At 64.9% G+C, this 24,169-nt stretch carries 19 protein-coding genes, 3 pseudogenes and 2 other annotated features; of the genes and pseudogenes, 6 read left to right on the top strand and 16 right to left on the bottom strand.

The window, feature by feature from the left end; translation table 11 throughout:
• Positions 1-13 precede the first annotated feature (13 nt).
• The 5 genes from BLU62_RS25410 to BLU62_RS25390 all read right to left on the bottom strand — a co-directional run bounded on the left by BLU62_RS25410 (position 14) and on the right by BLU62_RS25390 (position 5,097).
• Positions 14-625, bottom strand: coding sequence for an ABC transporter ATP-binding protein (locus BLU62_RS25410; protein WP_074852587.1), 612 nt, complete (start codon positions 623-625; stop codon positions 14-16).
• Positions 622-1,530, bottom strand: a complete 909-nt coding sequence (locus BLU62_RS25405) for an ATP-binding cassette domain-containing protein (protein ID WP_074853294.1) — start codon at positions 1,528-1,530, stop codon at positions 622-624. The genes BLU62_RS25410 and BLU62_RS25405 overlap by 4 nt, the downstream gene beginning before the upstream one ends.
• Positions 1,527-2,267, bottom strand: coding sequence for an ABC transporter permease (locus BLU62_RS25400; RefSeq protein ID WP_208863704.1), 741 nt, complete (start codon positions 2,265-2,267; stop codon positions 1,527-1,529). Before BLU62_RS25400 ends, BLU62_RS25405 begins: the two co-directional genes overlap by 4 nt.
• Before the next feature lie 119 nt (positions 2,268-2,386).
• Positions 2,387-3,316, bottom strand: coding sequence for an ABC transporter permease (locus BLU62_RS25395; protein WP_244278390.1), 930 nt, complete (start codon positions 3,314-3,316; stop codon positions 2,387-2,389).
• 155 nt (positions 3,317-3,471) lie between these two features.
• Entirely contained in the window at positions 3,472-5,097 is a 1,626-nt protein-coding gene (locus tag BLU62_RS25390) for an ABC transporter substrate-binding protein (protein WP_425284589.1), read from the bottom strand.
• An 84-nt stretch (positions 5,098-5,181) separates the two neighbouring features.
• On the opposite strand from BLU62_RS25390, the gene BLU62_RS25385 reads away from it, so the two are divergent.
• The gene (locus BLU62_RS25385) at positions 5,182-5,502 is read left to right on the top strand and encodes an ArsR/SmtB family transcription factor (RefSeq protein WP_074852585.1); all 321 of its coding nucleotides are present in this window, start codon (positions 5,182-5,184) and stop codon (positions 5,500-5,502) included.
• 32 nt (positions 5,503-5,534) lie between these two features.
• A complete protein-coding gene (locus BLU62_RS25380) occupies positions 5,535-6,392 on the top strand; it encodes an alpha/beta fold hydrolase (protein WP_074852584.1) in 858 nt (285 codons plus the stop codon).
• Positions 6,393-6,934: 542 nt separating this feature from the next.
• Here the strand turns inward: BLU62_RS25380 and BLU62_RS25370 are convergent.
• Both BLU62_RS25370 and BLU62_RS25360 read right to left on the bottom strand, forming a co-directional pair.
• Positions 6,935-8,235 (bottom strand): IS3 family transposase gene (locus BLU62_RS25370; protein ID WP_099047828.1). Its coding sequence is split into 2 segments (ribosomal slippage): positions 6,935-7,962 and positions 7,962-8,235, totalling 1,302 coding nucleotides; the frame shifts between segments, so codons are not numbered across the junction.
• Positions 7,832-7,963: a sequence feature (AL1L pseudoknot), on the bottom strand. Its footprint overlaps the gene before it by 132 nt.
• A gap of 18 nt (positions 8,236-8,253) precedes the next feature.
• On the bottom strand, positions 8,254-8,682 hold the full coding sequence (locus tag BLU62_RS25360) for a hypothetical protein (RefSeq protein ID WP_244278322.1): 429 nt from the start codon (positions 8,680-8,682) through the stop codon (positions 8,254-8,256).
• A 795-nt stretch (positions 8,683-9,477) separates the two neighbouring features.
• Here BLU62_RS25360 and BLU62_RS25355 point away from each other — a divergent pair.
• The 3 genes from BLU62_RS25355 to BLU62_RS25345 are packed head-to-tail and all read left to right on the top strand — an operon-like array spanning position 9,478 to position 12,778.
• Positions 9,478-10,467 carry an alpha/beta hydrolase gene (locus BLU62_RS25355; RefSeq protein WP_244278321.1) on the top strand — a complete coding sequence of 330 codons (990 nt, stop codon included), beginning with the start codon at positions 9,478-9,480 and terminating at the stop codon, positions 10,465-10,467.
• 40 nt (positions 10,468-10,507) lie between these two features.
• Entirely contained in the window at positions 10,508-11,692 is a 1,185-nt protein-coding gene (gene acmB, locus BLU62_RS25350; protein ID WP_074852582.1) for a methyl acetate hydrolase AcmB, read from the top strand.
• A 48-nt stretch (positions 11,693-11,740) separates the two neighbouring features.
• Positions 11,741-12,778: a CdaR family protein gene (locus tag BLU62_RS25345; protein WP_074852581.1), complete on the top strand. Its 1,038-nt coding sequence runs from the start codon at positions 11,741-11,743 to the stop codon at positions 12,776-12,778.
• 452 nt (positions 12,779-13,230) lie between these two features.
• Here the strand turns inward: BLU62_RS25345 and BLU62_RS25340 are convergent, their stop codons facing one another.
• Complete coding sequence (locus BLU62_RS25340) at positions 13,231-14,469, bottom strand: Nramp family divalent metal transporter (RefSeq protein WP_244278320.1); 1,239 nt, start codon at positions 14,467-14,469, stop codon at positions 13,231-13,233.
• A gap of 223 nt (positions 14,470-14,692) precedes the next feature.
• Positions 14,693-15,646 carry a dihydrodipicolinate synthase family protein gene (locus BLU62_RS25335; RefSeq protein WP_074852580.1) on the bottom strand — a complete coding sequence of 318 codons (954 nt, stop codon included), beginning with the start codon at positions 15,644-15,646 and terminating at the stop codon, positions 14,693-14,695.
• A gap of 198 nt (positions 15,647-15,844) precedes the next feature.
• Between BLU62_RS25335 and BLU62_RS25330 the strand changes: the two genes are divergently transcribed.
• Positions 15,845-16,891 (top strand): LacI family DNA-binding transcriptional regulator, encoded by a 1,047-nt coding sequence (locus tag BLU62_RS25330; protein ID WP_074852579.1) that lies wholly within the window; start codon positions 15,845-15,847, stop codon positions 16,889-16,891.
• A 136-nt stretch (positions 16,892-17,027) separates the two neighbouring features.
• Here the strand turns inward: BLU62_RS25330 and BLU62_RS25325 are convergent.
• The 7 genes and pseudogenes from BLU62_RS25325 to BLU62_RS25290 form a co-directional block, all read right to left on the bottom strand.
• Positions 17,028-17,876: pseudogene (locus tag BLU62_RS25325) on the bottom strand (IS256 family transposase); the annotation flags it as partial.
• A gap of 32 nt (positions 17,877-17,908) precedes the next feature.
• Positions 17,909-19,191, bottom strand: a pseudogene (locus BLU62_RS25320) (IS3 family transposase).
• Positions 18,785-18,913: a sequence feature (AL1L pseudoknot), on the bottom strand. Its footprint overlaps the pseudogene before it by 129 nt.
• Before the next feature lie 50 nt (positions 19,192-19,241).
• Positions 19,242-19,646: pseudogene (locus BLU62_RS25310) on the bottom strand (transposase); the annotation flags it as partial.
• 358 nt (positions 19,647-20,004) lie between these two features.
• The gene (locus BLU62_RS25305; protein WP_074852576.1) at positions 20,005-20,415 is read right to left on the bottom strand and encodes a VOC family protein; all 411 of its coding nucleotides are present in this window, start codon (positions 20,413-20,415) and stop codon (positions 20,005-20,007) included.
• 115 nt (positions 20,416-20,530) lie between these two features.
• Positions 20,531-21,502, bottom strand: coding sequence for an isopenicillin N synthase family dioxygenase (locus tag BLU62_RS25300; protein ID WP_074852575.1), 972 nt, complete (start codon positions 21,500-21,502; stop codon positions 20,531-20,533).
• A gap of 62 nt (positions 21,503-21,564) precedes the next feature.
• Positions 21,565-22,638, bottom strand: coding sequence for an isopenicillin N synthase family dioxygenase (locus BLU62_RS25295; RefSeq protein WP_074852574.1), 1,074 nt, complete (start codon positions 22,636-22,638; stop codon positions 21,565-21,567).
• Positions 22,639-22,698: 60 nt separating this feature from the next.
• The gene (locus BLU62_RS25290; RefSeq protein ID WP_084811939.1) at positions 22,699-24,042 is read right to left on the bottom strand and encodes a uracil-xanthine permease family protein; all 1,344 of its coding nucleotides are present in this window, start codon (positions 24,040-24,042) and stop codon (positions 22,699-22,701) included.
• Positions 24,043-24,169 lie beyond the last annotated feature (127 nt).

Raw genomic sequence — 24,169 nt, 5'->3', positions numbered from 1 at the left:
GTCTCGCACCACCTCACCAGGCATCTAGATCGACTACCCGATCGCACCGCGCGTCGACGAGCCGGCGCTGGTGACTGACCAGGACCATCCCCGCCCCGTCGTCGACCAGCTCCTGAAGGAGTCCGATCACCGCCCGTGCCGAGATGGGATCGAGCATCGCCGTCGGCTCGTCGCACAACACGAACCGGGGTGCCTGCACCAGCAGGCGACCGACGCAGGCGCGCTGGAGCTGACCGTCGGAAACCTGCGAGGGAAAGCGGTCGAGCAGAGCAGAGTCGAGGCCCACGCGCCCGGCCACCGCCTCGACGTCACAGTTCCGTCGCACGATCGCGGCGGGTTCGGCAACGATCCGTCGTAACGTCCATCGTGGGTTTGCGACCACCCGAGGATGCTGCGCGAGTAACCCGATGTTCCCCGGGCGTGGGTCCACACCGCGCTGCTCGACGCTGCCTGCTGCGGGCTCGGCGAGACCGGCGAGGATGCGCAGCAGCGTCGTCTTGCCGGTCCCCGACCGTCCGACGACGCCGGTGATCGATCCCGCGTGCGCCGCGATATCGAGGCCGGAGAACACCTCGCGGTCTCCGAAACGTGCGGTCAGGCCGCTTCCGAGCAGAGCCGCCGTCATGAGACGGGCTCGAAGAAGGCGGCGACGTACTCGTCATCGGACGCCGCGAGGTCGGCGGCTGGGCGATCCTCGACGATCCGGCCGGCGCGCATGACCGCGATCCGGTCCAGCCCCGCGCCTCCCGGACGGACCCCCGCCCCAGCAGCGACACCCAACCCCTCGCCCCCTGAACACACCCCCGCCCCAGCAGCGACACCCAACCCCTCGCTCCCTGAGGAGCGTCCGGAGCTTGCGGAGGACGCGTCACGAAGGGCGCCTCCCAACGTTTCCACGTCATGGGTGATCACCAGCACCGCGGCACCGCGTCGAGCGGTGGCCGCCAGGAGGTCCCAGATGGCGGCGGCGAGGTCGGGGTCCAGGGCGGAGGTCGGCTCGTCGGCGACGAGGATCTCCGGATCGCCGGCGAGAGCTGCAGCGATCGCGGCGCGCTGAGCCATGCCGCCAGACAGCTCGTGGGGAAACAGATCGAGCGCGGAGGGATCGAGACGGACCGCCCGGCACAGCTCGGCGGCATCGCACGGGCCGTCGAGCGTCGCTATCACCTCGTCGAGCTGCGCACCAACGGTGCGCACGGGCGTGAACGACGTCGCAACCGATTGCGGCACCAGGCCGACGCGGCGACCACGGAGACCCGTCCATCGCGCGCCACGTCCGACCAGCTCATCATCGATCATCGTCTCGTCGCCGATCGTCAGCCGCCCACGCGCGGTTGCGCCGGCGGGAAGCAAACCGCACAGCGCGGACGCAACCATGGACTTGCCGCATCCGGACTCGCCGATCAGCGCGGTCATCGACGCGGACGGCAGGTCGAGGGCCACACCGTCGAGCACGCGCACCGAACCTCTGTGCCATCGGTGCCGCACCGCGACGTCAACGGTCAGGTCGTCGATCCGCGCGGCGGTCATCGCCACACCTCCCCGCCCGGAGGAAGCGTGGCCCGCCGCAGCGACGAGGCGGCGGCGGCACACGCCAATGCCGCGGCCATGAGGGCCACGCCCGGTACGACGAGCGTCCACCAGGCACCGGTGAGGACGTCTCCCCGCGCTTGTCCCAGGAGGGAACCGAGGCTCGCCGCGTCGGGCGAGAGCCCGACGCCCAGGAACGACAGCGTCGTCTCGTGCCACACCGCATGCGGGAGCAGGACGGTCATCGCGACCAGTACCTGCCCGCTCACCGCCGGGAGCAGGTGCCTCGTGGCGATGAACGTCCTCGACGCCCCGGCCAACCGAGCCGTTTCCACCCATCCGGCCGACGTCGCCTCCAGCAGCTCGGCGCGGACGACGCGGGCCACCGCCGGCCAGTGCGTGAGCGCGATCGAGGCGACGATCGCGATGGGTTCCCCGCGCCACATAGCCGCGATGACCACTCCGACGACGAGATGGGGCAGCGCGTTGACCCCGTCGACCAGCCTCATCACGATCGCGTCGAACCAACCGCCCACGGTCACCGCACCCACACCCACCACCACCCCGATCAACGTGGCGAGAACCGCACATGCGACGGCGATCGCCAACGAGATCCGCAGCCCCTGAGCGGTTCTCACACCGAGGTCGTAACCCGAGTGGTCGGTGCCCAGGAGCGCCTCGCCGCCGGGCGCCTGCAACGATCGTGCGAAGTCGGCGACCTGGTCACCGGCGAGCATCGGCCATCCGAGGGCGACGAGCGCCAGGCCGCCGAGGACGATCCACGGGGCGAACAGCTGCACGCGGTATCCGATGGCGGCCCAGCGAGACTCGATTTTTTGAGAGTCGACGGTCGCGGTCACGCGCTCAACCCGATTCGCGGATCGATCCACACCGCCGCCGCGTCGGACAGTGCCGAACCGATGAGCACCAAGATCGTCGATCCGACCCCCAGGCCGGCGAGCAGCGAGAAGTCCAGGGCCACCGCGGAATCGACGAGCGCCTGCGCGAGACCCGGCCAGCCGAACACGGTTTCGACGATCGCCGCACCGGCGATGAGCTCCGGGAGCCGCGTTCCCAGCAGAGCAAGGGTGGGAAGGACGGACACCGGCGCGACATGTCCACGGAGCAGAGTCCAACCGCCGATTCCGCGTGCCCGGGCGGCATGCACCGCGTCGGATGCCGCCGCGTCGACGACAGCGGACCGCATCGTCAACAGCAGCCACGGGACCATCGACACCGTCAACGCGAGGTAGGGCAACACGGCGTGCGTGAGGAGACCGTCGACCGAGTAGTCGTCGCCGGGGCGTCGGGCACCGGAGGTCGGTAGCCAGCCGAGCCCCACCGCGAAAACGCTGACCAGGACGAGAGACACCACGAAGGGCGGCGTCGCGGCAAGCATGGCGGCTAGCGCCGTGCACGCCCGGTCGAACAGACCGCCACGCCGCATACCGATCACCGCACCGAGCACGATCGCGACCGCCGCAGCCGAGATCAACGCCGCCAACGACATTCCGAGCGTGAACGGGAGCCGCTCCGAGATGACGTGGGCAACGCTCTGGCTCTTCGTCGACGACCATCCGAGGTCCCCGTGCAAGATGTCGGCCCACCAGTTCCACCAGGCCTGGAGCCAGTTCTGGTCGAGATCATAGGCCTGCGTGACGGCGTCCCGCTGCGCCTGCGTCGCCGACTGGTAGCGGTCACCCAGGTGCGCGGTGAGCGGATCGAACGGCGATGCCGCCGCCACTGCGAAGATGCCCAGTGACACCAGAATCGTCGTCGGGATCATCACGAGAACCCGTCGGCGCAACAGACGGAGGGCAGCACGAGCACGTAAACCGTTGGTGGATCGTTTCGTCGGTCGTTGCCCGGTGGAACCACTGGCATCCCCGCCGACAGAGGAGCCCGCCGGCGCGGACGTCCTCTGCGGGCGGAGGGAAATGGTCATGCGGAGGGCGTCCAGGAGGGCAGGTTCCACCACGGCCCCCAGGTCACGCCATGTGAGTGGGGTTCGAGGATCGGGGCGTCGTGTTTCCATCCGGCGCCTCGCGAGGCGTAGGTGTGGCGCAAGAAGGCGAGGAACACATACGACGGCTGCTTGACGTAGATCTGCTGAATCCGGCGGTAGCGCTCGTCGTTCTCCGGCCCCGGAGCGGATTCACGTGCCGCATCGAGCGTTTCGTCGAGACCCGGCGCGGTGAAGTCGCCGGGATTGGAGTACGGCGACGAGTCGGGCACGCGCGTGTGCAGGGTGTCGTAGACCTGCGAGTCGATGCTGTACGGGGTGGCGCCACCGCCCAGCAGGACACCGGCGCTGGTCATCTTCGTCTCGATCTCATCCCAGCTCGTACCGCGGGTGAGCACCTCGACCCCGATCTTCTTCATCGACGCGGCGAAGGCCACCGCGAGATCGCGGCGCAGGGTGTCCGACGCGTTGTAGAGCAAGGGGAACGACGCGCGGGCCCCGCCGCGGCCCCGAATCCCATCGGCTCCCTTGCGCCAACCGGCGGCGTCGAGGATCGAGCCCGCCCGGTCGGCGTCGAACCCGAACTGTGCGCCCTCATCGAAGGCGTCGCCGTAGACCGACGCGATCGGGGTGCTCGCCGCCTCACCCTTGCCGATCAGCACCTCGTCGACGATCGCCGTGCGGTCCACACCTACGTTCATCGCCAGGCGTGCAGCCGGGTCGGCAGTGAAGGCATTGTCGTTGGGCAGCGAGACACCCCGCCAGTCAGCCGATTTCACCGCGACGACCTCGATGCCGTCGCGGTCGGTCAGTCCGTCGGCGAGCCGAGGCGGGAGATTGGCGCCGTCGATCTCGCCGGTACCGATCCGCTGGGCGCGGGTGTTGTCGTCGGGCACGTGGCTGTAGACCAGTCGCCTCACCGAAGGTGTATCGCCCCAGTAATTCTCGCGCACCGCGAGGACGGCCTGGTCGGGTTCCAGGGATTCCAGCGCGTAGGCGCCGGTACCGACCGGCGCGGTGTTGATCGCCCACTCGGCGGCAGGTGTGGTCTCAACCCTCTCCGACGGCACGATACCGAGCAGCAGGTACGGCGACGGGTCGGCGTCGGTGTCCATCCGGACCGTGACTGCTTGCGGGCCATCGGGTTCGACGGCGACGATCGGCGCGAAGTCGGTGGAGATGTCGGCGGCCACCCGCGGATCGACCACTGCCCGGTAGGTCGCCACCACGTCTTCGGCGTCGAAAGCGGTGCCGTCGGAGAAGGTGACCCCGCTCCTCAACACCACCCGCCACGTGCGCGGTGCCACCTGCTCGGGAATCGACTCAGCCAGCGACGGCACGAGGTCGGGCACCCGGTCGTCACCATCCGCGGCAGGGATCAGCAAACCTTCGTAGATCGGCGAGACACCGAGCTGGCCGTAGCCGAGCATCGGGTTGAAGTCGCCGAGGTCCTGCCCCTCACCGAGCACGATCTGATCGGAGGAGGGTGCCGAAGAGCCGCCCGAGCAGCCGGCGAGCACGGGCCCGGCAAGTAGAAGCACTGCACCCGCGGCGGCCAGCAAGTGCCGGCGGCGGGATTCCCCCACACGTGTCATCACGGACATATGTTCCCCCAGACACGCATTTGCCGCCACTCCACGGGTCGTGAACGATGTAGTCCTACATTCACCCGACCAGAGGAGGCGCCGGTGACCGATTTCGACGCGGACTCATGGGCGGCACGTTTCACCCTGCTCAGCGACCCGACGCGACTCCGTCTCGTCGCGGAGATGCATGCCCACCCGGGCTCCACGGTCGCCGAACTGGCCGCCGCGGTCGGGATCACCGAGAACGCGGCGTCGCAGTCGATACGCGCCCTCCGCGATCAGGGCTGGGTGCGCTCGGAAAAGGCCGGCCGGATGGTCCGCTACGAGGTCGTCGGCGACGCGATCGTGCACCGCATCCTGCACGACATCATCGGAGTCGGCCATATCGCCCCAGGTCACGGACACGATCACGCACACCCGTGACAACAGATTAGAACACGTTCTAATCTGTTCGCGTGGATGTCTCCTTCGATGCGACCAAACGGGAACTGACGACCGACCAGGGCACCCTGCGCTACCACGAGGCGGGTGACGCCGACTCTCCGCCGCTGATCCTTCTGCACGGCTCCGGCCCCGGGGTCACCGGCTGGCGCAACTACCGCGGCAACCTCGGCCATTTCGCGCAGACACATCACTGCTACGTGATCGAGTTCCCGGGCTTCGGCGTCAGCGACGCTGTCGAGGGGCACCCGGTCCTCACCGCCGGCGGCTCGGTCATCCGGTTCATGGATGCGCTCGGCATCGACAAGGCCCCGATGATCGGCAACTCGATGGGCGGCGTCGTCGGCGTCAACCTGGCGATCAAGAAGCCCGACCGCGTCGAGAAGCTCGTCACCATCGGCGGGGTGGGCCCGAATGTGTTCAGCCCCAGCCCCAGCGAGGGCCTGCGACTCCTGCAGGAGTTCACCGACGCCCCGGACAAGGACAAACTCGTCCGCTGGCTGAACTCGATGGTCTTCGACCGTTCCCTGGTCACCGAGGAACTCATCGAGGAACGCTGGGAGGCCGCCATCAACCCCGACGCCCAGAAGACCGCCCAGATGATGTACGGCTCTGCGGCTTTCGAGATGCAGCAGCAGTTCATGGCCGCCTCCGACGCCCCGCCGTACTGGGCGTCGATGCACAAGGTCGCCTGCCCGACACTGCTCACCTGGGGCCGCGACGACCGCGTCAGCCCACCCGACATGGCGATGGTCCCCATGCGCCTCATCCCCGACGCCGAGCTCCACATCTTCCCGAAGTGCGGCCACTGGGTGATGATCGAGGCCAAGGAGGCCTTCGAGGCGACGGTCACCTCCTTCCTGACCCGCTGACCGCCCGGTCCCGCTGCACCTTTTCCTTCCACCCCATACGTTTCCTTCCGGCTGGTAGAACTCGATGAGCCGGAAGGAAGCGGTTCCGCGGGAACGGCTTTGCCCCACGCCGTCGAACCATCCCACCGGGTCACACGGTGCTGACCTACCGGGGTACCGAGGTCCAGTGCCCGGAAACCGGCCGTCACCGGGTTCCCAACCCCGAGTCGACCGTGACCGTCGACCTGCGCGACCGACTCATTCCCGTTGCGCCGCAATAGACCTCACCTTGGGCTACATTGCGATCCGCGTCGCGGCGGCCGAAGTCGCCGCGGCCGTCGGTGTCGAGTTGCTCGATGCCGTCATCCGCGTGCGTGCGATCCGTAGGGGGTGGGGGTGACAAACGGGGAGGGTCGAGGTGGGCCGGGTGCGGCCCGGGTCTACCGGGCGGGTGATCGTGCCGCGTGTTCGATTCCGGTGGCGGCGCGTAGCTGTTCGGGGTCGTAGCCGTTGGCGGTGTTCATGTCGCAGCGGACCGTGCCGTAGCCCTCGGGGAGGCTGAATCACCCTAGGTTTTGTGCCGCCTCCAATGTGGGCTGGTCCTCGGGGCCGAGGCCAGCGTAGTGGAGCGTTTCGAACTCGGTCGGGGGAATCTGGCCAATACTCGAGTGCAACCTGCTGTTGTTGTACCAGTCGACCCAACCAGCGGTCGCGAACTCGACGTCGGAGATCGTCCGGTACGGGCCGGAGTGGAAGATCGTGGTCCGGATGCACTCGGTCTTGTACAAGCCGTTCACCGACTCGGCCAGCGCGTTGTCGTAGGCGTCCCCGACCGATCCGATCGACGCTGCGATGTCTTCGAGTCGCAGACGCTCAGTCAGTGTAACCGATGTGTACTGACTTCCGGCATCCGAATGATGAATAAGCTCAGCAGCTTTCACCGGATGCCCTTCCCGATTGCGCTGCCACAGTGCCATCCGAAGCGGGACTGTCACCAACTCCACCGACTTCGATGTCGAGGCATGCCATGCCACGATTCGACGGGAGAACACGTCGATGATGAACACCACATACACCCACCCAGCCCAGGTCCGGCAGTAGGTGAAATCGGTCACCCAAACCCGGTTCGGTTCGGCAGCACTGAACTGTCGGTTCAACAGATCCTCCGCGCGGACACCATCAGCGGATCTGACGGTCGTTCGGACTCCCTTCGACCGTCGAATTCCTTGGTGGCCTAACACTTTCATCGCTCGATCAACGGCGCCATAGGACACCCCAGGCAGAGTTGTGCGATGCAGATGGGCGCGCATCTTCACCCGCCCGTAGAGGCCCTCGGGAGTCATCTTCCGCCGGCCGTCGTCACCGGTGCGCCAGACGACAGTGCGCACCGCATCGACGACGTGGGCATCAGAGACCGTCCGTGCGGCAGGCGTGCGTGATCGCCATGCCCGGTAGGTTCGTGCGGCAATCTGGCAGCCCTGCCCACGCAGGACCCGGCAGATCGACTCGACCGCAAACCCGTTGGCGCGCATTTGATCTATGAACGCCACGATCATCGGTTGCGGGGGTCGAGTTCCCCCGCGAAGAAAGTTGTCGCTGCTTTCAGAATGGCAACGTCTTCTCGTAACTGCTTGTTCTCGGCCTTGAGGCGCTTGATCTCGGCGGACTCCTTCGTAGTGGTCCCGGAGCGGGCGCCGGCATCGATCTGGGCTTGTACGGCCCATCGACGTACCGTCTCCCCGCCGACACCGACCTGCTTGGCGATCGCTTCGGCCGCGGCAGTCAACGACGTGTACTCGCCGCCGTGGGTCTCCAGCAACCGCAAGGCCCTCGAACGGACCTCCGGGTCGATTTTCTTAGGCATGTGCTCATCCTTCCTGACTCAGAAGGAAGCGGTATCAAACCTGGGGTGATTCAGGCCGTTTCCGTAGCCCTGGCCGTCGGTGTACTGGTGGGCGATCATCTGTGCGGCCAGGTCGCGGGTGTCGGCGGTGAACCTCGGCCGTGAGCCGTAGGAGGGGACGACGAACCCGATCGGGGGGCGGGTGGGCCAGATATGGGCGTCATGGGGGTTGAGGTAGCCGATCACGCGCCGCGGCTTGCCGTGGACTTGGGGGCCGCGCCAGTCGCTGAGGCCCCAGACAAGCCGGTTGATCGGGTCGCTGTTGTCGCCGGTGATCTGTCCGCCCCACGATTCGACGTCGACCATGGACACGACGTCGGGGCGGTTCTCGCCTTGCATCTGTCGGTGGGTGGCCAGCACGTCTCGCCAGTTGCGCCGGTACACGCAGTAGACGATGAGCCCCCGCAACCGGCCTGAGTCGAGCCACGACCGCGCCGTATCCCAATTACGGGCGAAATTGCGGTCACGATAGGTGCCGTCATTCGATCGGATCGATAACCATTTATAGGGATAGCTGTCATCGATAGGTGGCTGCCATTCGGAAGTATCAGCAAACACTGTGTCGACCATTATCTTCTTCTCCATTTCTGATGATTCGGGGTTGATCGTCGGAGCGGTAGAGACTGAGTCGGTCGGTGGCGCTCAGCCACCCTGCCGTGACCGACCTACTCCGCAAACCCATTGGGGTAAAGCTGCTCTCAGGTGTAGTGCAACCTGCCGACAGATGTGCTGCCGGAGGGGCGAAAAGACTGTTGTGATCTTCGGTGTTGCGTGGAGGACGGGTGTCCACAACACATCCTGCTGCACCGGTTGGCGTATTTGGGTGTCGATTTATGGTGCGGCCTGGGTTGATACGTAAGTGTCGGTGGCGGATGCCACCCTGTCGTCGGCTTGTCACCTGCGGGCGCCGCCGCGGGGAGCATGCTTATGTCAGTTACGTAGGTGAACACCTGCCCCCAAACGAATACAAGTGCCGGGGTGCCTTCCCCAATGGTCACCATGGAGCCGCACCCCTGATCGACTGAGACGCTGCCCGATCGGCCCGTCAGCATCTGCGCGGAGCAGACATTCTTGTCGCTCTCGCTTCGAGCGTGCGTGCTGACACGCGCCACACGGCGAACCAGCCAGATGGCGGTGCGGGTGGACAGAACTGCGCCGTGATGGCGGTGTACGGGGTTCGCGGGGCTCACTAGAGTGTGATCCGTGACACTTCAGGAAGAGGGCGGCAGGGGTGCGGGCGTACGGCGTCCGCGTTTCGACCCCGAGCTGAAGGCCGGCCTTGCGGTTGTCGGTGGGGTCTTTCCGCCGACCATTACCCCCGACTTGATCCCATTCATGCGACGGTCTTATGCGTCCCCGCCGGTGGCGGAGACCCTTGAGGGCCGCCACGTCCTCCACGAGGAGTACACCGTTCGGGGTCACGGCGGCGACGAGATCGTAACCTCGGTCTTCCGATCCCCTGACCATCCCGGATCGCGGCCGGCCATCGTGTATGCCCACTCGGGTGGGTTGATGTTCGGCGATCGCTTCAACGCGCTGGCGATGAACCTCGATTGGGTCGAGCAACTCGGCGCCGTTCTCGTGTGCCCCGAGTACCGGTTGGCACCGGAATTCCAAGACCCGTATGCCCGCGAGGATCTATACGCCACCCTCGTGTGGTCGGTCGCCAACGCCGGTGATCTGAGCATCGACCCCCGTCGAGTGATGGTCGCCGGCGCTAGTGCCGGGGGCGGTCTGGCCGCTGGCGCCGCACTGGCCGCCCGCGACCGGTCGGGTCCCGCGCTGTGCGGACAGTTGCTCGTCTATCCGATGCTCGACGACCGGGGGCGAACCCCGTCTACCGGGCAGTTCGACGGCGTCGGGGTGTGGGACCGCATCAGCAACGAGACCGGGTGGGCGGCGGTGCTGGGTGACAGATACGGCAGCGACGATGTCTCGCCCTATATCGCCCCTGCTCGCGCTACCGACCTGACCGGCCTCCCACCGGCGTTCATCGACGTGGGGTCGGCGGAGATCTTTCGCGACGAGGCGATCGACTATGCGACCGCGATCTGGCGGGCCGGTGGTGACGCCGAGCTGCACGTATGGACCGGCGGGTTTCATGCCTTCGACATTTTCGCCCCGCATACCGCGCTCGCCCAGGGCATGATGCGTGCCCGTTTCGACTGGGTGGCGAATCGGTTGTCCGACTGAGTTCTCGCAGTGAAAGTTACACAGAACAAAGGAGTTCACGATGACAACGACGAATAGCAGCTCGATCGCCGAGGCGGTCGACCGCGTCGTTCAGGACGCGGCGTCTCGGGTCCCCGGCGTCGTCGCCGGCGTCACGACGGCGGAGGAGACGCTATACCTCGGGGCCTCCGGATACCGCGACCTGGGCACCAAGACGCCGATGACCACCGACTCGGTGTTCGCGATCTTCTCCACTACGAAGGCCCTGACGGGTGTCGCGGCACTGCAGCTGCGCGAGAGCGGGGACCTTGACTTCGACGCGCCGGCAAAGGAATACGCTCCGGCGCTGGGCGAGGTGCAAGTCCTTGAGGGCTTTGACGACAACGGTGATCCGGTCCTGCGGGCGCCCAAGTCCGACATCACCACCAAGCAACTGCTGCTCCACACTGCGGGGTTCGGATACGACTTCTTCAACGAGCAGTACAACCGTCTGGCGGAAAACCATGGGCAGCCCAGCATCGTCACTTCGAGTCGCCGCGCTCTGCAGACACCTTTGCTGTTCGATCCGGGCGAGCAGTGGGAGTACGGCAGCAACATCGACTGGGCCGGACAGGTGATCGAGGGGATTACCGGCCGCCGGCTCGGTGAGGTGTTCCGCGACCGCATCCTCACTCCGCTGGGCATGACCAACACATCGTTCACCCTTGATGGCGACATGGAATCGCGGGTGGCGACCATGCACCAGCGCGGCGCCGACGGGACGCTCGAACCAACCGACTTCCGTCTGCCCGACCCCGAGGTCCACATGGGTGGTCACGGCCTGTACTCGACGGTCGGGGACTATCTGTCCTTCATTCGGATGTGGCTCAACGACGGCTCGGCGACGTCGGGCGAGCAGATCCTGCGGCCCAACACCGTCGAGTTCGCCGCGCAGAACCACCTCGGCGATCTCAAAGTCAAGATGCTCCCCGGGGTGATCCCCACTCTGAGCAACGACGCAGAGTTCTTCCCCGGCCAGTCCAAGTCCTGGGCTTACACCTTCATGGTGAACGACGAGGAGGCGCCGACGGGACGTCCCGCTGGCAGCATCGCCTGGGCGGGGCTGGCAAATCTCTACTACTGGATCGACCGACGCAACTCGATCGGCGGATACTGGGCCACGCAGATCTTCCCGTTCGCCGACGCGGACTCCGTAACCGGTTACCTAGACCTGGAAACCGCGACCTACCGGGCGTTGCGCGGCTGACAATGGGTCTCGCCCGTCCGTCGCCGTCCCGTCGCTGAGGAGTTCGTGATGCAGGAGCTGCTCGGCAGAATCGCGGCGCTCGACCCCGACGCCAGTCTGGGGATTCGAGTGATCGCCTGCTTCGACGAACTCATCCTCGGCGACGTCAACACCCGTGGTCTGCTGGCTACCGCAGCGTCGCTGGCGGGGTGTCCGGCGGGGGCCAAAACCGGCGCCGGAAGATCCGAGCTACGGCTCGGCCCTTCCGGCGACGTGCTCACAGGCGCCCGCCCCGACGACGTCACGGTCAGCCAGCTTCCGGGGGGCGTCCACGTCTGGTTGGAGCGCAGCGGGTCGCCACACGCCAACGACGCGATCATTCTCGAGCGATTAGCGCTAGCGGTGGGCGTACGGGCAGGGATTGAGCGCCGGGAGATCGAGCCGCGCCGCGATCTGCGTGTCGTGCTTGACTCGGCGACGTCCGCGTCGGAGCGAGCCGAGGCAGCCGGACGGCTGGGCCTCGACGGGACCCGGACCCACAGGGTCGTAGCCGCTCCGCTATTCGCTGTGTGGGAATCACATCCGGCGGGTCCCTCGGACGTCATCAGCACCGCGTTTGGTCCGGTACACGCCACGGTCGTGCCTGCCACGACCACCGAGCTCGACGTGCGACCGTCGGGGGTCGGCATTGCCACCCCCATCGACGAACTCGAGGCGTCGTTCCGCACCGCACTCGTCGCGGTCCGGCTGTGCCGCCCGCCGTCGGACCCGTTCGTCTGCGCGGACCGTTACGGCGGGCTGATTCAGCTCCTCGCCGACGCCGGGCCATCCACGACCGCCACCAGCGACTCGGCCCGCATCGCTACGGTGATGGCCCACCCGTGGGCCGATTCCACCATCGAGGCCATTCTGGCCACGTCGTCAGTACGCCAGGCCGCCCGCCACGCCGGCGTCCACCACAGCACGGCGCAGACGCGGTCCGAGCTTCTCCGCGCCGAGGTCGGCTTCGACTTCCAAGACGGGTACGGCCGCATCAGGCTCGGCCTGGCATATCTCGCATGGCGACTCGACTCCTCGCGAGTCTTCGACCTTCCCGCTCCCGGGTAGGACGAATCCGGGCACCCTCCTGATTACGTCGACTCAAGCCCGAACCCCCCTGTCGTTCCACTGGTTTGAAATGCCGACAACGTAGCGTTCTGACACTTGTGTCATCGTCAGCGGTCAGAACCGGCGCGGGTGGGCGCTGCGGATGATCCGGACTCTGAGTGCTCGGGATTCATGGCTTTGTCGTCGGCGACCAGTGCCTCGGTGTGCACGGGCGGCGGCCCGATCCCGTTGAACCGCCTCGAGATGGGCGGTCGCGCCCTTCGGCGCTGTCACGGTGTCCGCCAATCAACTCAGCATCCTGCTCACCCACCGTCGTGGTTCCCCGCGAGGTCACGATCGGGGTGTTGCGTTCAATCCAGTTCCGCAGTGTTGCCTGGTTGATGTCGAGCAGAGCACCCAGGCCTGCGGGCTGTCGGCGGTGCGGCGGGCATGCACGGGGCGCCGCCCCGCGGTTAGTTCTGGAGCTGTTGGACCAGTTCGACGATCATGGTTGCCGACAGCGACAGGATCGCGAGGAACCCGACTACGCCGAGGATGTTTTTCCACCAGGTGTTCTTCAGGTCGCCCATGAGGTTTCGGTTGTTACTCATGGTGAGCAGCAGGTAGCCCAGAAACGGTGCGACGAGCACGGTGAGGGCTTGGGCGAAGATGATCAGTTGGACTGGGGATTTGGTGAACAGGATGGTGATGACCAGTCCCCAGAGCAGGATCGTGGCGCTGGTGCATCGGGCGATGCGGGTGCTGGGTGAGGGACCGCGACCGAGCGCGTCGGAGAGCATGGTGCCGCCGGCGGTGGCGTTTGCGACCATGGCTGAGAACGCAGCACCGGAGAGCCCGAGGGCGAAGATAGTGGAACCAAGCTCTCCGGCAACAGGTTCGAACACTTTCGCGAGGCCGGCCAGGGTAGTGGCTTCAGCACCCTGTTGGCCGAGAACGGCAGCGGCGACGACAATGACCAGCGAGGTCATGATGCCGGGCGCGATGATGCCGGGGATGGTGTCGACGATGGTGGTGTCGCGGTACTGCGCTCGGGTGCGGCGGCGTTCGTGGGTGCCGTAAGAGGTGAAGAACGCAGCGTTGAGTGAGAAGTTCGTGCCGACCATGGCGATGACTACGAGCTGCGCGCCGGGCGGAATCGTGGGGATCAGCCCCTCCGCCGCTTGAAACCAGTCCGGGCGGGAGATGATCGCGCTGACGACAAAGGTGATACCCAGCAGCGCCACGATCACCAACAGGATCTTCTCGACGGTGCGATACACGTTGCGGAACAACAGGATCAATCCGACGAATCCAGTGCACAATGCGGTCCAGACAACGGGGGAGCCGCCGAACACCATGGACAGGCCAAGGCCGGATCCGACAGCGTTTCCGACCGAGAAGCACAGAGTGATGATGAAGACGCCGAATCCTGCGGCCAGGCCGACGCGATGGCCTAGGACGTCCTTGACCGAGCTGATCATCGAGATCGGGGTGCGGATGCCCAGGCGCACGCTCATGTCGGCGTAGACCAGCATGAATGCGGTCGAGACAACGATGACCCAGATAAGGGCGTATCCGTAGTCGCTGCCGGCTTGGACTGCGCTGGCAAGGTTACCGGGTCCGAACTGCCAGGCTCCGGCGACGAAGGCAGGGCCGGCTAGGGCGAGGGTACGCCACCAGGCGCGGGCCTTAGGGGGGCCGGTGATGGACAACTCGGCGGATTCGGTGACATCGGTCGCGGCGTCAGGCGCAGTGGACTCGCGCGTCCCGCTGGACGATGAGGAGGAGGGTCGACTCATCGGTGAGCCTTTCTGTGCGGCGTCCCGGGAGGTCGGGCGCCAAAACCGACCGAGGCCGGTGGAATGAGGTAGATCGTAGGGCGACTTGCCCCGGGAGCCGCAGAATCGGCAGCCCCCGGGGCACCAGTTGAGCGGATCAGGCGAACGCGGCAACCGAGCCGAGTCCGGCCGATTGCAGCGCCGCGGCAATCTCGGCGTCGGCGCCGGCGGCCAGCGGCAGCAGCGGCGAACGCACGGTGGCGTGCTCGAGGATGCCGCGAGCAACGAGGCCTTCCTTGAGAGCCACGGTTCCCTCCATGTGTGAGCCGCGGTGATAGACGTTGGCGGTGACTGGCAGCAGACGGTCGTGGATCTCACGAGCCCGGGTGTAGTCCTTGGCCTTGCCGGCAGCGATGAGCTCGACCAGCGGCTCCGGGGCGAGACCGCCGTAACCGACCAGAGCGCCGTCGACGTCGAACATGGTATGCAGCAGATACTCGTCGTGGCAGGTCAGGATCTGCAGATCCGGGAACTCCTGGCGCAGGACCGGGATCTCGCGGTCCCAGCGGCGCATGTTGCGGACACCATTCTTGGTGGCGAACACGCCGGGCTGCGATGCGATTTCGAGCTGCGTTTCCAGGTCGTAGGTGGCTTTGGTGACGTCAGGGTACTGGAACAGGATCAGCGGTAGACCCGACTCGTCGTAGATCTGCTTGTAGCGATCCTGAGGGGCACCCTTCTGGAAGCCGAAACGCAGCCACCCATGCGACGGGTAAACGAGGCCGGCAGTGGCGCCGGCGTCCACGGCGCGCTTGGCTTCCTCGGCAGCTACCGCGGTGCCTTCGCCGGTGATTCCGGCGATGATCGGCAGCCGATCCTGTACTGCGTCGCGAAAGGCAGCAATGGTTCGGACCTGCTCGTCCTGGGTGAGGAAGGTGCCTTCGCCTGCGTGGCCGAGAACGACCAGACCTTTGACACCGTCCACGCTGGCCAGCCACGACCCGAGTCTCTGGATGGCAGCGTAGTCGACCTCGCCGTCACGGGTGAAGGGGGTGACCGGGGCGGGGGTCAGTCCGCGCAGATCGATGGACTTGGGATCGACAGTGGACATCTGCGTCCTCGCTTTCCTGATGGTTGCTGAACGGCGGTGGCCGCCGAGATCGCGGTCGTGAAATCGTTCTTGGGAACGTTCCCGCTACGGTTGCTACACAAAGTCCACACCAGGCGATGTGTCAACGGTCATGTACAGGGTCGGTTGTTGCTTTCGTCGCAACACGGATTCGAGGGTGTTTGAGAGATGATGAGGGCGATGTCCACCAACAACACCGCCAAGCCGATGGGCGCAGACACCCCAAGCGCGGTCACACTGCTCGACGTCGCGCGCGCCGCGGGCGTGTCGAAGTCGACCGTCAGCCGCGTTCTCGACGAGCGCATTCCGCCCTCACGCTCGGCTACTGCCCGCCGAGTGCGAGAGGTGGCCAACGAACTCGGATATCGGCGCAACACCTACGCCTCGAACCTGCGGCGAGGGGCCACAGCGACCATCGGAGTCGTGGTGCCGCGCCTGAGTGACACGGTAATGGCCTTGATGTTCGAAGCCATTGAGCGTGCTGCGCTTCGTCGCGGGTACTTCGCGATCGTCGCGACCAGCGGAGATGAACCCGCCGATGAAGCAGCTGCGGCATCGACACTGCTCGACCGCAACGTTGATGGACTGATTCTGGCGTCCAGCAGAATCGATGATCCGCTTCCTCAGCAACTCCGGAAGGACCGGGTTGCCCACGCGCTGGTCTTGCGGACCGATGGCAAAAGTCCCTCGGTGATCGGAGACGACGAGGCCGGCGGATACCTGGCGGTGCGCCACCTTGTGGACCTCGGCCACCGCGATATCGGGGTTCTCAGCGGGCCGCTGTTCACCTCGAGCGCCACGGGACGCCTCGCAGGGGCACGTCGCGCACTGTCAGAGGCCGGGCTCACCGTGCCCAGTGATCGGTTCATCGAGTCCGGATATGGGATCGAGGACGGAGCGCAGGCCGCACGGACACTGCTCACCGATCCCGAGGCACGACCGACCGCCGTCTTCTGCGCCAACGACAACCTCGCCATAGGCGCCATGTCCGCCGCCCACGAACTGTCCCTGGCCATCGGTACGGACTTGTCTCTCATCGGCTACAACGACATCCCGCTCGCCGCACGACTCCCCACACCGCTCACCTCGGTGCGTACCGCATTCGACACAATCGCCGCCGAGGCGCTAGCGATCGTCTTGCAACCCGACCCCGGACAACCCCTTGTCCGCACAGTCCTGCCGACACTCATCCCCCGCAACTCGACCCGGCCGTTCGCGCGACCCTGACACCCTGACGCCCGGCGATCGAAACCGTGCCGTCATCCCGGGCGAGTAACACAGCACCCGGGATCGCTGCCGTTTAGCCCAGGTCGGGTCTGTCCGATATTCGGTGTAAGCGGCGGTTTTCCGATTGCTCGGTGGGTCAGCGTTCTTCGGCTGCGGGCATACGATCGGCGAACGTGATTGCCAGGGCGTTGAGCGCTGGCTTCCAGCGTACGGCCCACTTCGTCTGACCGGTACCCTTCGGGTCCAGTGACCGGGTCACCAGGTAGAGCGTCTTGAGTGCGGACTGCTCGTTCGGGAAATGCCCTCGAGCGCGCACTGCACGCCGATATCGGGCGTTGAGACTTTCAATCGCGTTGGTAGAACACAACACTCGCCGAATCTCGACGTCGTAGTCGAGGAAGGGGATGAACTCTTCCCACGCGTTCGCCCACAACGAGACGATCGCCGGGTACGGCGTGCCCCACTTCTCAGCGAATTCTCCCCACCGCACCCAGGCATCAGCGGCGGTCGGCGCGGTGTAGATCGGTTTGAAATCGACGCTGATCTTGTCCCAGCACATGCGGGAGGCATATCTGAAGGTGTTCGGAGATCAGATGGGTGATGCACGTCTGCACTGTGGCCAACGGGAACGCAGCAGACACACTGTCGGGCAACCCTTTCAACCCGTCACAGACAACGAAGAAGATGTCGCGGACACCCCGGTTGTTGAGATCGGTGAGCACCGCCAGCCAAAACTTGGCCGACTCGCCATCCCCGTCGCCGGCCCACTTCCCGAGGATGTCTTTGTGCCCGTCGAGATCAACACCGATCGCAGCGTAGATCGGCCGGTTACGCACCTGCCCGTCCCGGGTCTTGACCATGATCGCGTCAATGAACACCGCCGCGTACACCTTCTCCAGCGGGCGTGCCCACCAACTCACCATCTCCTCGATCACCCGATCAGTGATCCGGAAACGGTGTCTTTCGACACCGACGCACCGTACACATTGAATCGCCCCGGGTTTGCTGGAGGCTCGGTTAGTTGGCTCCAGCGGTTGCCGGGACCGGGTTCTCACGGTAGCTGGTGACCGTGTGGGTCGACCAGTAGGCGGTCTCGTACTCGACCGGCGGGACGTGTCCGATCTCGCCGGGCAGGCGGCGGTGATTGAACCAATCGAGGTACTCGGCGACCGCGATCTCAACCTCGCCGACACCACTCCAGCCACCTCGAGGACGCATCACCGGGTTCCGGATGCACTCGGCTTTGAACAACGAGTTGAATGCCTCAGCCATCGCATTGGCGTACGAATCACCCTTGGAGCCAACCGAAGTCACCGCTTCGGCCTCGGCCAATCGTTCGGTGTAGCGGATGGCTCGATACTGCACGCCGCGGTCGGAGTGGTGGATAAGGCCGGCCACGTCCTGGCCGGCACGCGAACGCGCCCACAATCCCATGTCCAGGGCATCAAGGGCAAGGCTGGTGTGCATGGTGGTCGAGACCTGCCAGCCCACGACCATCCTTGAGAAGACGTCGAGGATGAATGCGGCGTACACCCAACCCGTGTGGGTACGGATGTAGGTCAGGTCGGCCACCCACAGCGCGTTGGGCGCCGCCGCGGTGAACTGGCGTTTCACCCGATCGGCCGGCTGCGGAGTTTCGGCCCCCTCGCTGCGAGTGGTCTTCCGCGTCTTCAGCCGCGGTATCCCGTGCAGCCCATCAGCTTTCATCAATCGTTCAACGGTGCACCGTGCCACGCCGACACCCTTCCTGCGCAGTTCGGCATGAACTTTGCGGGCACCGTAGACGCCGAGGTTGTCGGCATGCACGGTGCGGATCTCGCCGAGGATCTCGCGGTCGCGGACCACTCGTGGCGCCTCGATTCGTCGAGAGCTCAGATGGGCTCGGACTGTGGACGGAGCGATCTGGGTGGCCGTGTCGCGTAGGGCCGCACAGATCGGATCGACTCCGTGTTCGTCACGGGAAGCGGCGACGAACTCCACGATCAGCGCTGTTGGCGGTCGATCTCCGCCGCAAAGAAAGCCGAGGCCTGCTTCAAGATGGTGTTCGCCCGCCGCAACTCCCGGTTCTCCCGCTCCAGCTGCGCGATCCGCTCAGCCTCGCCGGTCGTGGTGCCCGGTCGCACCCCGCCATCGATCTCGGCCTGTTTGACCCAGGTGCGCAGCGCCTCCGGGTGCACGCCGAGTTGGTCGCCGATGCGTTTGAGCGCTCCCGGCCGCGTAGCCGGGTCCCGGCGGGCTTCCACCGCCATCCGCGTCGCCCGCTCCTTCAGCTCAACGCTGTGCTTCCGTGGTGCTGCCATACTCTCCATCCTTCACAGGTTCGAGAGCCTCCGACAACCCCTCGGCGATTCACATCGGCGAAATGCGCCGATATCTCTCCGGTCGTGAGGCCTTTGACATACAGCGACAGCACTACCCGATCCACATCGGTGACGCGTCGTTTGCTCTTACCGACGATCCCCGGATCGAAAGTGCCGTTGCGGTCGCGGGGCACCTCGATCGGCACCTGCCCGCACGCGTCGGTCAGCACCCGATTCGTACGCGTGCCATTGCGTGAATTGCCGGTGTTCCGGCCGGCCACGTCATGTTTGTCATAGCCCAGATGCTCGGTCAGCGCTACACCCTGAGCACGTGAGCTGCGCACCAGATCGCTCACCAAGGCCTGCTCGGCCTTGGTGAGCTCACGCACCGCGTCCGCGGCGGTGACATCGTGTTCCTGACCGGTCCGAACCGGCCCCGCCACTGGGGCATCCACGCCCCCGATTGTGTCGGTCAGCGTCGTGATTCCTCCTGCCCCACGCCGGGGGCGATCAAAACCACTTACACCGAATCAGCGACAGTCCCTAGCGCGCCGGTGGATGCCGAGGACTCTGATTGCTTGCCGCAAAGTGGTGGTGTCAGCGATCTGTGAGACTCCCAGTGTCGAGCCATATGTTGACTCCGCGTCTCAAGGACAGACGATCTCGAGAGTCGCGGCGAGGCCGTGTCAGTCATTGCAAACTTCATCGAATCTGGCTGTGGGGCTGCTGATGGCAGCAATTCGGCACTGAGGTTCGTCCTGACCATCAGCCAGTCCTCCGGGATATCGCTCCGGCCGGGAGCGGTCTTCGGAGTCATGCTACGCCAGATTTGTTGATCCGGAAGACATTTCCTTCTGGATCACGCAGGACAGATTGATATGCACCATAATACGTCGTGTAGGGAGCCTTGACGAGGCGACCGCCGGCTGCGACTGCTGAGTCGGTGAGGGTGTCGACGTCCTGTTTGCCGTGGACCTCGAAGGTCCAGAATGCTGCTGCTGCATCACCGATCGGGGTGTCTTGCGGAAGGTCGAGCAGACTGATGGCGGCCGTAGTGTGAAACCCGAGGATAGTGTCGCCGAGTCTAAGCGCGCGGAAGTGGTCGGAGGACAGCTCAGTGGCTGTCGGTAGCGCGAAAACGCCTGCGTAGAATGCTGATTGCGCAACGATATCATTACAGATGACGCTCACGAACGAGAGCGATACGCTGGGGAATGCTGTCATTTGAGTCTCCTTGGGGAGATCTGGTCCAGTTAGTGGGGGTGGCTAGAGTTGGCCGGCGGGCAATAGCGTTGGCGCCAGGCATGACCTGCTGAACTGCACGGTTGTAGAGCGTTAATCAGCTGACAGTGGCTGCGAGGGCCCGTCGGCGCAGGTACTCGCCTGCTTCGATCGGTGCCAGGTTCGTGTTCTTGCCGATCGGAGCGGGCATCGGTTTGATGACGGCGTCGACGTTGGCATCGCAAAACTGGATGAGTGAGATCAGCTCTTCTTTCGGTGCCTGATCCTGCGGGGGCAGGACGCGGTGGCGGGTCGATCGCCACCGATCGCCGGTCCATCGGGCCATGAGGTCGCCGATGTTGATTACCAGTGCTCCTTCTACGAAAGGTGCGTCGAACCACTGTCCGTGGCTTTCGACCTGGAAGCCGCCGTATCCGACCTGACGGTCAAGCAACGTGAAGATGCTCCAGTCGGTGTGGGGGCCAACACGAAATTGGCCATCCTTGGGTGCGCCGGTCTCTTCCATGGAAGGGTAGCGGTTGATGTTGAGGGTGCGAGTTCCGTTGGCGCAGCGTTCGATGAACCAGTCTGTGCCCAGTCCGAGCGCCGCACCGCAGATGCGGAGCAATTCGTCGTACACGCCGTACATCTGATCCATGTAGCGGTTGGCCTGGGCTTCGAGTTCTGGCACCTCTGTGGGCCACACGTTGGCTCGAAACCAGTACTCGTCTATAGCGGGATCACCGGTGAGGTGATTGCGTCCGATGGTGTAGCTCTCTTTCATGTCGGGTTTGTCGGCGTCTGCGTCCTCTCCGTCGAATGAGTTGGCCTCTCTGCCGCTTGGAAGCCAGCCGCGGCCTCCGACGGTGGTTTCGTATTGCGCCTTGATCTGTGTTGGTAGGGAAAAGAACCGTTTCGCGGCTTCTCGCAGGCTCGCTCCGAGGTGGGCGGCGACGCCATGGTCCGCGAGCAGCAGAAAGCCTGACTCAGTGAGTGCGCGATCCACTTCTGCAGCGACTGCCGCCCGGGACTCGTTGTCTCCGGTGCGCCACGAGTTGAGGTCGATGAGCGGAATGTGTGGTTGGTTCATGGTTTTCCTTTTGTCGATATTGACGAGGGCGATGGCAGGGGGTTGTGCCTTAGCGGCGTCGCTCAGGCTTGGCCGTAGCCGTTCGAGGCGGCAAGAACCCGCGATGCTTCCCGGACGGCGGCGGTGTTGGCCTTACCTTGCTGGGAACCAGCGAGTTTGGCCTTGATGTGGTCGCGGACCACGATTGGTTCGTACGCCAACCCGTCGGCAGCGTCGAGATGGCTTGGCAGTGTCGCAATGGTGGCGTCGATGTTGCCGTCGTGGAAGAAAGCCACCGATCGGCGGCGCTGGATGGTGCCGTCGATGATGGGTGGCTTGACGCGATGCAGAGTCGACATCCAACGGTCGTTGGTCAACCGGGCGGTAAGGTCGCCGAGATTGACCAGCAGGGCCCCATCGATGGGCTGGACGTCATGCCAGTTGCCCTCGCGGCCAAGTACTTGCAGGCCAGGGACTTGATCAGCCCACAGTACGGTGACAAGTCCAAAGTCTGTGTGCTCGCCCATGCCGGTGAGATCGCCATCAAGGGTGACGGTGCCTTCGGGGAGCGCGTAATTGTTCATGCGTAGTACGTCAACCGAGTGGTCGGTGAGGTACTCGAAGTAGTCGTGTGGCAGGTTCAGAGCATCGGCGAAGACGGTGGTCAGGGTGCGTGCGACTCGTGAGGCGTGGACATAGTACTTTTCGACGTTGGTGCGGAAGTTGGCGATGTCCGGCCACACGTTCAGGCCGTAGTCGTCCTCGGAGAGTTCCAAACCTGCGAACGACTGTGCCTCTGTGCCAACATTGAACGCCTCAAAGAAGTCGTTCATCCGTGTCGCAGATTCCAGTCCGAGGCTCAAGCTCAACGATTCGCTCTTCGGGGGTGTGTAGCCGCGATTTCCCTCGACTATGTAGCTCTTCTTGAGGTGCAAGGGCATGGCGAAGAAGGCGTCGACCGCGTCGGACAGCCCGACAAGTACGTCAGCGGGGATCCCGTGGCCAAGAACCTGGATGAACCCGACAGTGGAGCACGCGACATCGAGTTGACGGGCCGTTTCTGCTCGGGCGGCGATGGTGCGTTCCGAGGTGTACGAGCTGATGTCGACGGCGGGGACTTGAAATGTCTCAGCGGTGTCAGGATTTGGAAGCGACATGTGCGTCTTCTCCGATCATGTTGTGGGCTGCGAATGGGGATGAGTCCGACTTGTCGGGTGTCATGGCCCGGCGGGCGTTAACCCGAGTGCCGTGTGATTGAGAGCAAGGTTGAGTGTGAACGCAGTGATCGCGGCCAGGGTGATACCGCTGCCCAGCACGATCTGGGTGGAGTCGGGGAACTTAGCGAACATGCCGGGCATGAAGGTAGGGAGTAGCCCCACGCCCACAGTGGCCGAGGCGATAGTCATGTTGATTGGGTCACCGAGGTTGATGTGACGGAGTGTGTTGATTCCGACGATCGCGACCACGGCGAACATGATCAATCCGACGCCCCCGATGACCGGGCCCGGAAGGCCCGCTACAAAGGCGCCGAGCTTCGGCACCAAGCCCAGCGCGATCAGGATGACTCCGCTGACTGCCGTGACGTATCGACTGAACACCCTTGTCGTGGCAACCGCGCCGACGTTGTTGGTGTACACGGTGTCAATGAAGGCGTTAAAGACGGCTCCGAAAATGCCCGAGATCGCGTCGCCGGTCAGTCCGCGGGCGAGGTCACCACGGCCGATGTCTTTGCCCGTAATCTCGCTCAGCGCCAGAATGCTAGCGGTGGATTCAGCGAACACCACGATCATCACGATCGTCATCGCAACGACCGCCGTCAGTGGGAATTGTGGAGCACCGAAGTGGAACGGCTGGGGAACCCCGAACCAGGACGCATCTCCCACGGCGTCGAGGTTGTAGAGACTCAGGGGCAGCGCGACTGCAGTGCCGATCATTAGCGCCAGCAGCACCGCGAGCTGCCGCCAGATACCGCGACCGAGACACAACAGCGTCACTGCGATGGCGATAACCAACACTGCAAGACCAATGTTGCCGGGCGAAGCGTAGTCGGCGGCTTGGGTGTCTTGACCGACAATGAGTCCCCCTGCGACGCCGATCAGCGATAACCCCACGACAGTCAGGACAGCCCCGGTTACCAGGGGCGGGAAATAGCGCAACAGGCCAGCAAAGGCCCAGGCGAGAGGAATGCCGATGACACCGCCGAGCAGCATCGACCCGTAGACCGCCGGCATACCGTACTCATGGGCGATCAGAATCATGGGCGTCAACGCCGTGAAGGTGCCACCGCAGATCACCGGCAATCGCACCCCGACCGCCTTCCATAGCCCGATGCTCTGAACAACGGTGATGGCCCCCGATATCAGCAAGTCGGCCGAGATCAGAACACCGATGTCAGAAGCGTTTAGTCCGACCGCGGCACCGAATATCAGCGGCACACTGACGCACCCGGCGTACATGATCAGCACGTGTTGAAGACCGAACGCGAACAAGCGTGGGATCGGGGGTCGGAGATCAACGGGGTGCGCATCCGAGGGAGCGTCGGGTTCAGAGACAGCAGGCATGGAATACTCCGGAGGGGTGGGAAAGCGTGGCTCGCCAATATTCTCTAGGAAATATTTCATTGGCTGGATCAATAAAGTTGCGGTGCTGTTTCCGTTGTAACTGCCTGGTTACGTCCGCGACACCAGG

The organism is Gordonia westfalica (assembly GCF_900105725.1).
GTDB classification, from domain to species: domain Bacteria; phylum Actinomycetota; class Actinomycetes; order Mycobacteriales; family Mycobacteriaceae; genus Gordonia; species Gordonia westfalica.
This window is presented reverse-complemented; position numbering and strand designations above follow the sequence as displayed.